This is a genomic window from Enterococcus sp. VV15 (genome assembly GCF_005236045.1).
GTDB lineage: Bacteria > Bacillota > Bacilli > Lactobacillales > Enterococcaceae > Enterococcus_B > Enterococcus_B durans.
Map to the genome: position 1 here is coordinate 1 of NZ_QPTY01000037.1, position 14,780 is coordinate 14,780.

A 14,780-nucleotide genomic window follows, 5' to 3' on the forward strand; every position below is an offset into this window, starting at 1 on the left:
TTGTGGTTAAAAACATTGTACCGTAAAAGGGCTGTTACATGGCCTTTTATCTTTTACACAATTATATGGACTTTATCTTTTATTCTGTGTAATATTATTTTTTATTAATAAAACTTCCGTCGTGGGAGCAGAGAGGGGTATTCGATTGTCAGATAATCAACTATTAGATGTTCAAAACCTACATACAGGCTTCCGTCTTAAAGATGAATATTACGATGCGGTAGATAACGTTTCTTTTACGTTAGATAAAAACGAGATCTTAGCAATCGTGGGCGAATCTGGGTGCGGGAAAAGTACATTAGCTACTACTATCATGGGGTTACTTGATCCAAACAATACAAAGATCACAGGTGAAATTTTATATAATGATTTAAACTTGATCGAATTAAACGAAACTTTATATAACAAGATTCGGGGAAATGATATTGGCATGATTTTTCAGGATCCATTATCTGCATTAAACCCTTTGATGAAAATTGAAGACCAAATAAAAGAAGGTTTGTCTTACCATACAAAAATGAACGCAGAACAAAGACAAGCTCGTGCTTTAGAACTATTAGAACAAGTTGGTATTCCTAATCCTGAACGAGTAGGACGACAATATCCCCATGAATTATCAGGTGGGATGAGACAACGTGTGATCATCGCAATTGCCATTGCCTGCAAGCCACCGATCATCATCGCTGATGAACCAACTACTGCTTTAGATGTAACAATCCAAGCACAGATCCTTGATTTATTAAAAGATTTACAAGAAGAAACAAAAGCAGGAATCATCCTCATCACGCACGATTTAGGTGTCGTTGCTGAAATGGCGGATCGTGTAGCCGTGATGTATGGAGGTCAGTTTGTTGAAGTAGCAAGTGTGAAGGAATTATTTGAAAATCCACAACATCCATATACACGTTCTTTATTGAACTCTATTCCTCAAGAAGGAAATCATGATGTGGAACTACATGTGATTGAAGGGGTTGTTCCATCTTTAAAAAACATGCCGCGTGAAGGTTGCCGTTTTGCTCCTCGGATTCCTTGGATCCCCGCGAGTGATCATGAAGAAAATCCAGTTCTTCATGAAATTGCTCCGAATCATTTGGTTCGTTGCTCATGCTACAAACATTTCCACTTTAGAGACGAAAAAGGAGAGGTGTAGATGTCAGAATTAATCACAATCAACGATTTGAAAGTTCACTATCCGATTCGTAGTGGTTTCTTTAATCGAGTAACGGATCATGTTTACGCAGTAGATGGCGTAGATTTTATCATTGAAAAAGGAAAGACTTATGGATTGGTCGGTGAGTCCGGCTCAGGAAAATCGACAACCGGAAAAGCGGTTGTTGGGTTGGAAAAAGTTACATCTGGTCAGATCATTTACGAAGGCAAAGACGTGACTCAGCGAAGTAACCGAAAAAAAATCGGCTATAATAAAGATGTCCAAATGATCTTCCAAGATTCGATGTCCAGTTTAAATCCTAAAAAACGAGTATTAGATATCATTGCTGAACCTATTCGGAATTTCGAACGTCTGAGCGATCAGGAAGAAAAGAAAAAAGTAAAAGGATTGCTAGATATCGTAGGAATGCCTGAAGATGCATTGTACAAATACCCCCATGAATTTTCGGGTGGTCAACGTCAACGTCTCGGTGTTGCTCGAGCAGTAGCAACGAATCCAAAATTAATTGTAGCAGATGAACCAGTATCTGCCTTAGATTTATCTGTACAAGCGCAAGTATTAAACTTCATGAAGCGAATCCAACAAGAATTTGGCCTCAGCTATTTATTTATTTCTCATGACCTAGGAGTCGTAAAGCATATGTGTGACAACATTGCTATTATGTATAAAGGACGCTTTGTTGAGATTGGTACTCGTGAAGATATCTATAATGACCCACGTCACATCTACACCAAACGTTTGCTTTCGGCTATTCCTCAGATTGATGTGGAAAATCGAGAACTTCATAAAGAGAATCGTCGAAAAGTGGAAAAAGAGTATATTCAAAACCAAAATGAGTATTACGATCAGACGGGACGAGTATACGATTTACGTACGATTACAGCAACGCATGAAGTAGCGTTGAAAGACGGAGGTGCTAGTTAATGTGGAAAACGATTCTAAGACGTGTGCTACTGATGATCCCGCAAGTGATCATACTTAGTGTATTGATCTTCATGTTGGCAAAAGCGATGCCGGGAGATCCATTTACCGGATTGATCAATCCAAACCAAGATCCAGCTGTTATTGAACGAATGAGACAAGCCGCAGGATTGAATGATCCGTGGTATGAGCAATATTTCCGTTGGATAGGCAACGCACTGCATGGGGATTTGGGGCAAAGTTTCTTATATAAACGTACAGTTGCTGATTTGATTGGTGAACGAATCATCAATACACTCTATCTATCAGTTTTGACAGTTATTATTACGTATTTGATTGCTGTACCGCTAGGAATGTTAGCAGGTAGATATCAAAATTCGATTTTAGATAAAGTGGTCGTGATTTATAACTTCTTCAGTTTTGCTGTACCATTGTTCATTTTTGGTCTGATCATGCTGTTTATTTTTGGTTATCGCTTAGGCTGGTTTCCAACGAGCGGTTCACAGACCTTGGGATTGCAGGGCGGATTTATTACGCAGCTGTTTGACCGAATGAAATATATCATTTTACCATCGATTACCCAAGCCTTCTTAGCAACAGCTGTCACGATCCAGTATTTAAGAAGTGAAGTCATTGATTCTAAGTCTCTGGATTTTGTACGGACAGCCCGTTCAAAAGGTGTACCAACGAAAAAAGTATTTAGTCGTCACATTTTCCGTAACGCGGCATTGCCGATGGCTTCGCAGATGGGATATGAAATCACTTCCTTGATTGCAGGTTCAGTAGTTATTGAAAAAATCTTTGGTTACCCTGGGGTCGGGAAATTGTTTATCGATGCGATTGGTCAACGAGACTATACGGTTATTACATCCTTAGTATTGATTTTAGGAATTGCAACGTTGATTGGAACCTTGCTATCAGATATCATCATGAGCATTGTCGATCCACGTATTCGTATCCAATAAAATCAATCTGAAAGGAGCAAAAGCAAATGAGCGATAAAAAGAAAGAAGTTACGCAAGAAAGCATCCCACCAATGGGTTTGCGAATGATTGCGCGTGAATTTAAAAAAGATAAAATAGCCATTTTTTCATTAGGCTTACTAGTGGTTTTATTGTTAGTCATTTTTATTGGTGCGCTATTCACTGACCAAGACAAAGTGATGTACGTAAGTATCTTTGACAAGTATGCAGTTCCGGGTGCTATTTCCGCTGAAGGTACAAAATTTATTTTAGGTGCAGATGAAGGTGGTCGTGATGTTCTTGGACAATTAATTATTGGTGCCAGAAACTCTGTGACGATTGGCTTTGCGATCACAGTGATTACGTCCATCATTGGTGTAGGCTTAGGGATCATCTCTGGTTACTACGGTGGGATCGTTGATAATATTTTGATGCGTATCGTTGATTTTATCATGATTCTACCGATCATGTTGATCATTATCGTGTTTGTATCGATTATTGCGAATTACAACGTATGGTCATTTATTTTCATCATGAGTGCTTTTTATTGGGTGGCAAAAGCCCGATTATTCAGAAGTAAAACATTATCTGAAGCAAGACGTGATTACGTGAGTGCTTCGAAGACGATGGGAACAGGCGATTTTAAAATCATGTTCCGTGAAATCATGCCGAACTTAAGTTCATTGATCATCACCAACTTAACGATGAACTTTGCGGCAAATATTGGGATCGAAACCACTTTGACTTTCTTAGGGTTTGGTTTGCCAGCGAATGTTCCAAGTTTAGGGACATTGATTGGCTATGCCAGCAGTGGAGAAGTTTTAGTGAATCGACAATGGATCTGGTTACCTGCGTCAATTCTAATTTTAGTTTTGATGTTAAGTATCAACTATGTTGGTCAAGCATTCAAGCGTTCTGCTGATGCCCGACAACGACTAGGATAGAAAGAAAAGGGGGATATAGGATATGAAAAAAACGGTTTTAGGATGTGCAACACTGCTTACAGTAGTAGCACTAGCTGCTTGCGGTAGTGGCGGGAGTACTGATTCTTCAGGAAGCAATTCCGCAGATAAAGGAGACAGTAAAAAAGAGTTAACGTTTCCTTTAGCAACAAAAAATGATAAAGATTCAGTGAAAGACGGCGAACTAGAGGCTGCGGTAGCAACAGACAGCCAGTTCAAAGGACTTTTCCAATGGGAATTCTATCAAGATGCTTATGATGCTGCATTCATGGCACCTTCTCATGAAGCATTGTTTGCTAATGACGCTAGTTTCAAAATCAATGATAAAGGGGCTGCAACGTTAGATTTAGACCAAGATGCGAAAAAAGCAACAATCAAAATCAAAGATAACGTAAAATGGTCTGATGGCAAAGCTGTAACAGCAGATGATGTTATTTTCCCTTATGAAATTATCGGTAACAAAGATTACACGGGTATTCGCTATGACGATACTTTCCAAAATATCGTAGGTATGGAAGAGTATCATGATGGAAAAGCAGATACAATTTCTGGTATCAAAAAAGTAGACGATTCAACTGTTGAAATCCAATATAAAAAAGTAGAACCAAGTATGCTACAAGCTGGCGGCGGAATTTGGGCTTATGCTGCACCAAAACATACGCTTGAAGGCGTTGCAATCAAAGATATGGAATCAAGTGATCAAGTACGTAAAAATCCAGTTACTTTTGGTCCTTACTATATGAGTAATATTGTCTCTGGTGAATCTGTAGAATATTTACCGAATGAATACTACTGGAACGGGAAACCTAATTTGAAAAAAATCACTATGAAATCAGTGCCAATTGCAAGTGCAACAGAAGCAGTGACTTCAAAATTGTATGACATGGTTTTCCAAATGCCTACAGATACGTATGACACATACAAAGATGTAGAAGGCTACACAAACTTAGGTCGTCAACAAACATCTTATACTTACCTAGGCTTCAAGCTAGGCACATGGGATGCTGCTAAGAATACTGTAAACTATGACAAAAATTCAAAAATGGCAGACAAATCATTGCGACAAGCAATGGGCTATGCATTAGATAATAATGCAGTAGGTGAACGTTTCTACGCTGGTTTGAGAAGCAATGCAACATCATTGATTCCTCCAGTATTTGAAGGTTACCATGACAAGGACCTAAAAGGTTATACTCAAGATATGGATAAAGCGAAGAAATTGTTAGATGATGCTGGTTACAAAGATGTAGATGACGATGGTCTAAGAGAAGATAAAGATGGTAAGAAATTGACAATCAACTTTGCATCAATGGCAGGTGGCGAAACAGCTCAACCATTAGCTGACTACTATGTTCAACAATGGAAAAAAATCGGTTTGGATGTAAAATATACAACTGGTCGTCTGATCGAATTTAACTCATTCTATGACAAATTAGAAAATGATGATCCTGAAATCGATGTATACCAAGCAGCTTGGAATACTGGTACTGATCCAAATCCAAATGGCTTGTGGGGCAAAAATGCAGCATTCAACTACACACGCTTTGCTTCAGATGAAAATACAAAATTGATTGATGATATCGGCTCTGATAAATCATTCGATGCGGATTACCAAAAAGAAGCTTATAAGAAATGGCAAAAATATGCTTTCGATGAAGCTTTTGCAATCCCAACATTATTCCGTAATGAAGTATTGCCAGTCAACGATCGCGTAAAAGATTGGAACTGGGCATACGATGAACCAAATCCATGGGCTAAAGTTTCTGTAACAGCAGATTCACGTTCATAAAAAAATCAGAAAAAACCACAAAACAGTTGATCTGTTTTGTGGTTTTTTTTGTTTATTTTAAGATGCGGTTGATTATGAATGTTTTTTAATTTGAAATGAAAAGTTATCGTTTGTACATAACATTGTTATTGCTTACTATTTAAGAGAGGGACAAAGTCAGAAATCCATATATTAAAAATCGTTATTTAATAATGACAGACTAATCGAATATCCAGCGATGATCTAGAGCGAATGCTCTTCATCATAAATTAAGAAAGGAGGCAAAACGACTCGGTGTTGGAAACATCAAAAATCGCTCGTTGGGACTTAAAGTAAAACTGAAAAGGAGAATGATGATGAGAAGAATCAAAAAGAATATGACATGTATCATTGGGCTTTTTTCTATGGTTGTTTTATTTACCCCGCTTTCTCAAGTCAGTGCAACACAAGCGATTGAACCTTTAGTGGTGACCACAGAACCAACGATCTTGGATCTAGATGAGACAAACAGTTTACTTCCAAGACAAACAAGAATCACAACAAATACGTTTTATGGGGGCGTGACAGGAATTCCCGGATTTGGCACAGTATGGGGAGAGTTTTACCCTACGCAAAGAGAAGTAGCGGTACAAGCTAAAGGGAAACAGGTGAAGACAGTATATGGACCTCCCGGTAGAACGGCTAAAGCAACGGCTCCACGTGCATTTACTGGAAATACTTCCGGATGGTGGTGGAGATAAAGAAGAGAAGCTAGGATAAAACATTAGAACGAAATACCCGAACTTAGTTATTGCTTTTACATCAAGTAGGACCTTGTCGCAGTTCACGAGGTTTCATGTATTGAAAATAGTTCGGGTATTATTTTAGAGTAGGTTTTATTCAAGTATCTTTTTTTTAAAATAATGAAAAAAATATATTCTTTTTTCTTTTTATTTACTGTCGTTAGTTTTTTCTATAGTATGTCCTTTATTGGCACAGAAGTAATCAAATCAGCAATTCCCAGTGTCCACTCAAGCATTATGGTGGAAACAGTAGACGGACAGAAAAACAATCAAGAAATATTCCAAAAAATCGCCCATTATGCTCGTGAAAAACAGGTATCTATACATAAATTGATTTTTAGAATTGGCGAAGATGGTCAGACAAAAAAGGAAATCTATACGTTTGATAAAATAAAAAATTCTACATATAGTTATCCAGTTATTCCTTCAGACTATCCGACATTTTTTTATGATTATTCCGAATTAACAAATGAAGAAGTACTTGGCTTATATTTGATAACCGAAGCACCTCCTAAAGACATGAAAGAGGAATTATATAAGAATGGAATCGAGGTCGAAATTGAACAGACTCAGTGGTTTTTCTATTTTGCTTCGATGTTGTCCGGTAGTATCGGACAATTATTCTTTATTCTTTTCTTATGCTTGATTGTAGCATTAGGATTCTATAAATCCTCGATCCGTAAAAAAATAGGAATCAGAGAGATGCTAGGCTGTCCAAACTATCGCCTTATTTTAAGAGATATTGGTTGTGACGTCGGGTTGTTTGCAGGAATCTTAGGAGCTTTTCTTTTTTTCTACCCTCATATGCAATTTCTTTATGGCCCAATTCTTATTTTTGGAATCATATGTATTGGTCTTCTTCATGTATCGAGTAGCTACTTTTTTGCTTTAGGTACTATTACTAGAAAAATCAAAGGAGAAAAACCATACACGTGGCTAGCGAACACCAATCTCTTACTTAAAGCAATGATCATGGTGTGCATGATTCTCAATGTGGCAATGCTCTCGGCAAAAATGACTGAGAATAAAATCCTGCAGGAACAACTAAATTACTGGACACAGATTCCAGATTACTACCATCTGCAATTTAGCAATAGTACTCAATTACTACCAAATTTTAAACAAAGTAAGGAGCAACAAAAAGAAAACTCTAGCCAAATAAATCAGTTATTATTACCTCTGATAGAAAAAGGAGAGCAATCAGGTGGTGTTTTTCTAAGTGATCTAGAGTTGATGGCACAGCATCCACTTTATAATTATGTTGATAAAAATGCTCTCTGGGTGGCTAACCATAATGCCGTTCGAGAGTTAAATGTAAAGGATAGGAGCGGAAATGTAATCCAGAGGTTAGAGGAACATTCTTTCCATATATTGATTCCTGAAAATAAGAGAAGGCATACCAGTATTATTGTGAAAGAAATAGAGAAAGATCTAAATTTTTATCAACATCCGTTTGACTACGAAAGCACTGTATATCAAGGAGAATTAAACATACTATATACACAATCAAATCAAGTACTTTTTAATTATAATCATCAATTATGGGAAAACATGTATGCTTTTGATCCTGTGATTGTAGTGATTTCGCTACCGTTGATCGAACCAAATATCGATAGTTGGATAGCTGATATTTCGAATGGGACGTATCTATTTCGTGAATCAACAGAAGTTCAGCACTTTATCCAAGAGCATCAACTACAGAAAGAATTTTTTGGTTTGATTGCTGTGAAAGACAGATCAATGAGACTATTGTAAAAAATCGGTTTGAATACTATACAGCAGTGATAACTTGGTGTTTCTTGATTACTAGTTTTGTGGCAATAGAAGGCTATTCAAGTATGGTTTATATTCAAATGAACAGTAAACGTCTTTTTCTTAAATATATCTTTGGAAAAACTTTGTGGCAGCGCCATCGAGATTATTACCTTAAAATGAGTGTCAGTTCTTTTGTCGTATTAAGTAGTTTATCTTTCTGGAGAGCAGAGTGGTTAGCGAGCTCGATAGCAGTAGCTATCTTTGAAATGAGTTTACTTTTAGTTATGACTTACATTGCTGAAAAAAAACAACGACTCGAGGTGATTAAAAATGATTGAAGTGAGAGGCATCTCAAAAAAATTTAACGAAAAAGTGGTTTTCGAAGAGTTATCTTTTACTTTAGATAGCGGTTCGATGATAGCGATCATTGGAGAAAGTGGTTCTGGTAAAACAACACTATTAAATTGTTTGGGACAACTTGAGGAAGTAGATAAAGGTGAGATCTTCATAAATGGGGAAAAAATCTTGCGAAAACACAAACGGAAATTTTTTCAAGAACAGGCGGGTTTTCTATTTCAAAATTTTGCTTTGATCGACAATGAAACGGTGAAAAAAAATTTGCAATTGGTAACAAAAGATCAATCAAAAATAGTTGCCGCATTGGAAAAATTTCAAGTAGAACAGTTGTTAAACCAAAAAATATTTCGTTTGAGCGGTGGAGAGCAGCAACGTGTGGCGTTAGCACGTCTATTCTTGAAGAATCCACCATTAATTTTTGCTGATGAACCAACAGCTTCATTAGATCAGAAAAATAAAGAAATCGTGATCCAAACTCTGCAAGAATTGAACCGACAGGGAAAGACAGTTATAGTTGTGACGCACGATTTAGAATTAGCCAAGCGCTTAGGCCGAGTCATCGATCTTACTGAGTTGAAAAAATCTGATTACTTGCTAGCTTAAAATCGAAATAAATAGGTACAGTGAGCTGAAATATGAGCGTGGGACAAAAGTAAGAAACACTTTTGTCTCATTCTTTAAAAACGGATAAACGGTGGGAGCAGAAGCAACTCCTTCTTAAATAAGCCGAAATTCACAAAAATTTGAAAAGTAACTTTCGTGAACCTCTTCTTATTTCTTGGAGTTAAATACCTCTGTCCCAGCCTCGTATTTCGGCTTATTTGTGGTGTCTATAGCCTTCATTGCTTACTTTTTTCTAGAATGGATAGCAAAAATCAAAATTTGGGGGTGTTTATTAAGGCTTTGCTTACCTTTTATTTCAACCATTTCAAATTTATGAAAAAACCAGTATAATAAGGAAGTATTGAAAAAATATCCATAAAGGAATGTGGAAAATGGACAATCAGCTGACAAAAGAACTAAAAGAAAAGTATACTATCGTTTTTCACGATCTAAATCTACTTGAACAAGCTTTTACCCATTCATCCTATGTGAATGAGCATCGCAACCTTCAATTATCTGATAACGAACGATTGGAATTTCTAGGAGATGCTGTCTTAGAATTGATGGTCTCTGAATATCTATATCGTTTATATCCAGATATTCCAGAAGGAAAATTGACGAAGACCCGTGCCGCAATCGTACGTGAAGATAGCTTATCAAAATTTGCAAAAGAATGTGGTTTTGATAAATACATCATGTTAGGCAAAGGGGAAGAAAATTCTGGAGGACGTACTAGACCAGCACTTCTTTGTGATCTGTTTGAAGCCTTCTTAGGCGCTTTGTATCTAGATCAAGGTTTTGAAGCAGCCCATGACTTTCTCAAAGCAGTCGTCTTTCCAAAAGTTAAAGCAGGTGCTTTTTCACATGAGATGGATCATAAAACAAAACTACAAGAAGTATTGCAAAAATCAGGGGACGTCTTCATTGAATATCGCTTGATCAAGGAAGAAGGCCCCGCCCATGAACGTATTTTTTGGATTGAAGTATACGTTGACAACAAATTGATCGGGACAGGTCAAGGAAAATCGAAAAAATTAGCAGAACAAGCTGCTGCTGAAAATGCACTAGCAGCATTGTAAAAAGTGAGTGAGGGAATGCTTAGTGTATTTAAAACGAATTGAAATAGCTGGGTTTAAATCCTTTGCGGATAAAACAGTGATTGATTTCGAAAACAGTGTAACAGCAGTCGTTGGGCCAAACGGAAGCGGAAAAAGCAATATTACGGAAGCCATCCGTTGGGTCTTAGGCGAGCAATCAGCTAAAAGTCTTCGTGGCGGAAAAATGCCTGATATTATTTTTGCTGGTTCAGATACGAGAAAACAACTAAATGTAGCGGAAGTCACAGTTACTTTGGATAATACGGATCATTATCTTCCGTTAGATTACAACGAGATCAGCGTGACTAGACGGTATCGCAGAACAGGCGAAAGCGAGTTTTATATCAATAAACAAGCTTGTCGATTGAAAGATATCCAAGAATTATTTATGGACTCTGGGCTAGGTAAAGAATCATTTTCAATTATTTCGCAAGGAAAAGTCGAAGCAATCTTTAGCAGTAAACCAGAAGACCGCCGCGGAATCTTTGAGGAAGCAGCAGGGGTCTTGAAATACAAGCAACGTAAGAAAAAAGCAGAACAAAAATTGTTTGAAACAGAAGATAATCTTAGCCGTGTGCAAGATATTATCCACGAATTGGCAGAACAATTGGCACCTTTATCTGTTCAAAGTGAAACAGCTAAAAAATTCTTACGCCTAAAAGAAGACTTGACGCAAACAGATATTGCTTTGATGATTGCAGAGATCAAAGCAGCGAAAAAAGATTGGGAAGAGAAACAAGCAAGACTTGTTCAATTCAATCAAGAATTGTCTTCTTTGACCACACAGATCCAAGCGCAAGAAGAAGTCTTGGCAGAAAAACGCAAACAAAATCTGCAGGCAGATCGTCAGATCGAAAAGGGACAACAAACATTACTTGCTTTGTCCGAGAGCTTAAAACAAGCAGAAGGCCAAAAAGACGTGTTGCTTGAGCGGACAAAACATACACAAAAAAGTTCTGCAGAGTATCAAACCTCTTTAGCGGAAGCGCAGAAGAAAGTCAGACACTTCGAAAAGATGCAAGAAAACTTGACTAAAGAAGTGAATGAAAAAGAAATAGAGATTCAACAAGCGCAAACACAGTTGATGAAGACCCAACAAGAATTAGAGAAATACCAAAAATCAACCAAAGAATTGTTGGCTGAATTACGCGATCAATATGTTGATTTGATGCAAGAACAGGCAAATGTAGGGAATGAACTGAAATATTTAGAACGCCAATATTTGCAAGAAACATCAAAAAGCAAACAGGTGTTGGCAAAACAATCAGAAGTGGAAACTTCTGTGCTAGAGTTGACAGCCAAACGTCAGGAGTTGTCAAAGAAACAAGAGCATCTCCAAACAGGATTAGTAGCAAATAAAAATGAACTGGAAAAAATCCAACTAAATGGAAAAAAATACCATGATCAATTAGCACAAGAACAACCAAAAATGTATCAGTTGATGAATCAGGTGCAACAATTGCGCGCACGCCAAAAAAGTTTACAGGAGATCCAAGAAAATTATTTTGGTTTTTATCAAGGGGTACGTTTGGTTTTACAACACAAACAACAACTGTCAGGGATCATCGGAGCTGTAGCTGAATTGATCGATGTGCCATCTTCTTTCACTTTGGCAATCGAAACAGCTTTAGGTGGGGCGGCTCAACATGTCATCGTGGAAAATGAACGCGATGCGCGTCAGGCAATCACTTATTTGAAACAGCAAAGAGGTGGTCGTGCAACTTTCTTACCTCTGACAACGATCAAACCTCGACAATTGCCAGCTCATATTCTTTCACAAGCTGAAGCTGTAGACGGTTTTTTAGGCATTGCGAGTGAACAATTGACTTTTCCTGATAAGATCCAAACAGTTGTCCATAATTTGTTAGGAACGATTCTATTAGCTAAGGATCTTGAGAGTGCTAATGCCATCGCCCAAACCATTCGCTATCAGTACCGAGTTGTTTCATTGGAAGGTGATGTGATGAACGCCGGAGGTTCGATGACCGGTGGGGCGAATAAACGTGGAAATCAAGGAAGTTTATTCTCACAAAACCAAGAATTGAAACAATTGACAGTAGCGTTTGAAGAAGCGGATCAACAACTGCAACTTCAAGAAAAGAAAGTGCAAGAATTACAGCAAGAAGTAACGATTTTGGCTGAAAAACAAGAAATTTTGCGTACGCAAGGAGAACAGTTGCGACTTGAAGAGCAAGAAGTAACGAACCACTTGCAAAATATCATGAATGATTTAGCTCGTTTTGAAAAAGAAAAGCAAGTATCGAATTTTGAAACACGTGAATTACAGCAATTTATTGAAACGTATCAGAAGCAGCAATCAGAGCTTACAGTAAGGCAGAGCGAAATCGAGTTGCAACGCCAACAGATTGATGAAGAAATCAAATCACTTAGTCAAGAAAGTGATCAGATGGAAGCGAAAAGAGCCCAAGTCCAAGCTGAAAAAGCGCAAGAACAAGCAGATCTGGCTGTTTTAAAAGAGCAATTCAATCATTTACAGATCCAATTGCGAGGAGCACGTGTCCAAAAAAATGAAGCATTGGAACGTCAAGAAAGTTTGGAAAAGCAGCTAGCAAATTTAACAGCTGATTTTACAGATCATGAGATGACAGAAGAAAGTTTAGAGAAAAAAATCGGCGAGCTATCAGCGAAACGTGAAGCATTACAAATAGAATTAACAACAACAAAGGCACAGCGTGAGAGTATCCAGAAAGAAATCGACCAGCTTGAAATCGGGTTAGCAGAACAAAATCGCCAACAAAAAATCCAGCTGACAGAACAATCGAAACTGGAAGTGCAAAAAGATCGGGCAGAAGTACTTCTTGATACTCATTTAGGTTACTTACAAACGGAATATCAAATCAGTTTTGAAAAAGCAATCGCTGATTATGAAGAAACAGAAGATGTAGCAGCGAGCCGTGTTGAAGTTGCGTCATTGAAAGAGCAGATCGAGGACTTAGGCCCCGTCAACTTGAGTGCTATCGAACAATTTGAACAAGTCAATGAGCGACATACTTTTTTAGCGACTCAACGGGATGATTTGTTGTCTGCGAAAAATCAACTTTTTGAAACGATGGAAGAGATGGATGATGAAGTACGTACACGATTCAAAGAAGTCTTTGAGGCGATTCGTCAAGAATTCAAAGTGGTATTTCCGAATATGTTTGGTGGCGGACGTGCGGAGTTAGTGCTGACAGACCCAACAGATCTTTTGAAAACAGGGATTGAGATTGAAGTTCAACCACCAGGAAAAAAATTACAAAGTTTGAGTTTGCTTTCAGGTGGAGAAAGAGCGTTGACAGCTATTGCTTTGCTGTTTTCGATCATTCGAGTCTGTCCGGTTCCATTCTGTATTTTAGATGAGGTTGAAGCTGCATTAGATGAAGCAAACGTGAAACGGTTTGGACGCTATTTAAGTGACTTCCAAGATGGCACACAATTCATCGTGGTCACACACCGTAAAGGAACGATGGTCGCTGCCGATGTTTTATACGGCGTGACGATGCAAGAATCGGGAGTTTCAAAAATCGTTTCGGTTCGTATGGAGGATATCAACGAAGAAGGAAAAATGGAAACGAAAGTGTAGGAAAATAAATGATCAAATTAATTGCGATTGATTTAGATGGTACATTATTAGATGAAGAGAAAAAAATCTCGAATGAGAATAAGTGTGTGTTGGCCGAAGCCAAAGCAAAAGGGGTCAAGATCGTGTTATGTACAGGGCGCCCATTAGCAGCGATGGCTCACTATCTGCAAGAACTAGGTTTAGTAGATGAAGGCGATTTTAGCATTACTTTCAATGGAGGGCTAGTCCAAAAAAATGACACAGGCGAAATCATGGAAAAGAAAGTGATGACAGTCGCAGATATCCACCGATTGTATGATTTAGCCCAACAGTTGGATTTGCCACTAGATGTTTTATCAGATAATCGGGTGTTGCAGTTGCCAAGTGCGCCCAAGAAGCAATCACTATATAATGTGTTGAATAAATTGTTGCAATTTCAACCAGCAACATTGGCAGATATTACAGATGAATTTGTATTGAATAAAGCAGTCATTGCTTACCCACAAGAAGAATTAGATCCAAAAATCAAAGAGATACCAGCTACATTCTATGAAAGATATGAAATCATCAAAACACGAAGCATGCTTCTGGAATTCATGCCTAAGGGTGTCACAAAAGCTTATGGAATCTCTCTATTAGCGAAAGATCTAGGATTAGAATCAGCAGAAATCATGGCAATCGGGGATGAAGAAAATGATTTACCGATGATCGAATATGCTGGATTAGGTGTAGCGATGGAAAATGCGGTGCCAGCTGTGAAAGAATCAGCAGATTACATTACTTCAAGTAATGTTGAAAATGGTGTGGCAAAAGTCATTCAAAAATTTGTTTTAGATTAGG

12 protein-coding genes are annotated in these 14,780 nt (G+C 37.8%); all 12 read left to right on the plus strand.

The window, feature by feature from the left end; genetic code table 11:
• The first annotated feature begins 145 nt into the window (after nucleotides 1-145).
• Nucleotides 146-1,150, plus strand: a complete 1,005-nt coding sequence (locus DVW83_RS11765) for an ABC transporter ATP-binding protein (protein ID WP_104661798.1) — start codon at nucleotides 146-148, stop codon at nucleotides 1,148-1,150.
• Nucleotides 1,151-2,095 carry an ABC transporter ATP-binding protein gene (locus DVW83_RS11770; protein ID WP_081133724.1) on the plus strand — a complete coding sequence of 315 codons (945 nt, stop codon included), beginning with the start codon at nucleotides 1,151-1,153 and terminating at the stop codon, nucleotides 2,093-2,095. It begins immediately after the preceding gene.
• The gene (gene opp4B, locus DVW83_RS11775) at nucleotides 2,095-3,057 is read left to right on the plus strand and encodes an oligopeptide ABC transporter permease (protein WP_005880710.1); all 963 of its coding nucleotides are present in this window, start codon (nucleotides 2,095-2,097) and stop codon (nucleotides 3,055-3,057) included. Before DVW83_RS11770 ends, opp4B begins: the two co-directional genes overlap by 1 nt.
• A gap of 26 nt (nucleotides 3,058-3,083) precedes the next feature.
• Nucleotides 3,084-3,998 (plus strand): ABC transporter permease, encoded by a 915-nt coding sequence (locus DVW83_RS11780; RefSeq protein WP_104661797.1) that lies wholly within the window; start codon nucleotides 3,084-3,086, stop codon nucleotides 3,996-3,998.
• A gap of 22 nt (nucleotides 3,999-4,020) precedes the next feature.
• Nucleotides 4,021-5,805 carry an oligopeptide ABC transporter substrate-binding protein gene (locus tag DVW83_RS11785; RefSeq protein WP_104661796.1) on the plus strand — a complete coding sequence of 595 codons (1,785 nt, stop codon included), beginning with the start codon at nucleotides 4,021-4,023 and terminating at the stop codon, nucleotides 5,803-5,805.
• Nucleotides 5,806-6,140: 335 nt separating this feature from the next.
• Entirely contained in the window at nucleotides 6,141-6,524 is a 384-nt protein-coding gene (locus DVW83_RS11790; RefSeq protein ID WP_104661795.1) for a hypothetical protein, read from the plus strand.
• A gap of 219 nt (nucleotides 6,525-6,743) precedes the next feature.
• Nucleotides 6,744-8,321, plus strand: a complete 1,578-nt coding sequence (locus DVW83_RS11795; protein ID WP_238699421.1) for a hypothetical protein — start codon at nucleotides 6,744-6,746, stop codon at nucleotides 8,319-8,321.
• Nucleotides 8,322-8,404: 83 nt separating this feature from the next.
• Nucleotides 8,405-8,659 carry a DUF1430 domain-containing protein gene (locus DVW83_RS15655; RefSeq protein WP_238699422.1) on the plus strand — a complete coding sequence of 85 codons (255 nt, stop codon included), beginning with the start codon at nucleotides 8,405-8,407 and terminating at the stop codon, nucleotides 8,657-8,659.
• Nucleotides 8,652-9,281: an ATP-binding cassette domain-containing protein gene (locus DVW83_RS11800; RefSeq protein ID WP_104661793.1), complete on the plus strand. Its 630-nt coding sequence runs from the start codon at nucleotides 8,652-8,654 to the stop codon at nucleotides 9,279-9,281. Before DVW83_RS15655 ends, DVW83_RS11800 begins: the two co-directional genes overlap by 8 nt.
• 392 nt (nucleotides 9,282-9,673) lie before the next feature.
• On the plus strand, nucleotides 9,674-10,360 hold the full coding sequence (rnc, locus tag DVW83_RS11805; RefSeq protein WP_016177197.1) for a ribonuclease III: 687 nt from the start codon (nucleotides 9,674-9,676) through the stop codon (nucleotides 10,358-10,360).
• A gap of 22 nt (nucleotides 10,361-10,382) precedes the next feature.
• Nucleotides 10,383-13,961 carry a chromosome segregation protein SMC gene (smc, locus tag DVW83_RS11810; RefSeq protein ID WP_104660445.1) on the plus strand — a complete coding sequence of 1,193 codons (3,579 nt, stop codon included), beginning with the start codon at nucleotides 10,383-10,385 and terminating at the stop codon, nucleotides 13,959-13,961.
• Between the two features lie 8 nt (nucleotides 13,962-13,969).
• A complete protein-coding gene (locus tag DVW83_RS11815; protein ID WP_104660446.1) occupies nucleotides 13,970-14,779 on the plus strand; it encodes a Cof-type HAD-IIB family hydrolase in 810 nt (269 codons plus the stop codon).
• The last annotated feature ends 1 nt before the right edge of the window (nucleotide 14,780 follow it).

What these genes read in the sequence shown, in the direction of transcription:
- DVW83_RS11795 (WP_238699421.1), top strand. Translation starts at nt 6,744, where the DNA reads ATGTCCTTTATTGGCACAGAAGTAATCAAATCAGCAATTCCCAGTGTC.
- DVW83_RS11790 (WP_104661795.1), top strand. Translation starts at nt 6,141, where the DNA reads ATGAGAAGAATCAAAAAGAATATGACATGTATCATTGGGCTTTTTTCT.
- DVW83_RS11800 (WP_104661793.1), top strand. Translation starts at nt 8,652, where the DNA reads ATGATTGAAGTGAGAGGCATCTCAAAAAAATTTAACGAAAAAGTGGTT.
- DVW83_RS11815 (WP_104660446.1), top strand. Translation starts at nt 13,970, where the DNA reads ATGATCAAATTAATTGCGATTGATTTAGATGGTACATTATTAGATGAA.
- DVW83_RS15655 (WP_238699422.1), top strand. Translation starts at nt 8,405, where the DNA reads ATGGTTTATATTCAAATGAACAGTAAACGTCTTTTTCTTAAATATATC.
- opp4B (WP_005880710.1), top strand. Translation starts at nt 2,095, where the DNA reads ATGTGGAAAACGATTCTAAGACGTGTGCTACTGATGATCCCGCAAGTG.
- rnc (WP_016177197.1), top strand. Translation starts at nt 9,674, where the DNA reads ATGGACAATCAGCTGACAAAAGAACTAAAAGAAAAGTATACTATCGTT.
- DVW83_RS11780 (WP_104661797.1), top strand. Translation starts at nt 3,084, where the DNA reads ATGAGCGATAAAAAGAAAGAAGTTACGCAAGAAAGCATCCCACCAATG.
- DVW83_RS11770 (WP_081133724.1), top strand. Translation starts at nt 1,151, where the DNA reads ATGTCAGAATTAATCACAATCAACGATTTGAAAGTTCACTATCCGATT.
- DVW83_RS11785 (WP_104661796.1), top strand. Translation starts at nt 4,021, where the DNA reads ATGAAAAAAACGGTTTTAGGATGTGCAACACTGCTTACAGTAGTAGCA.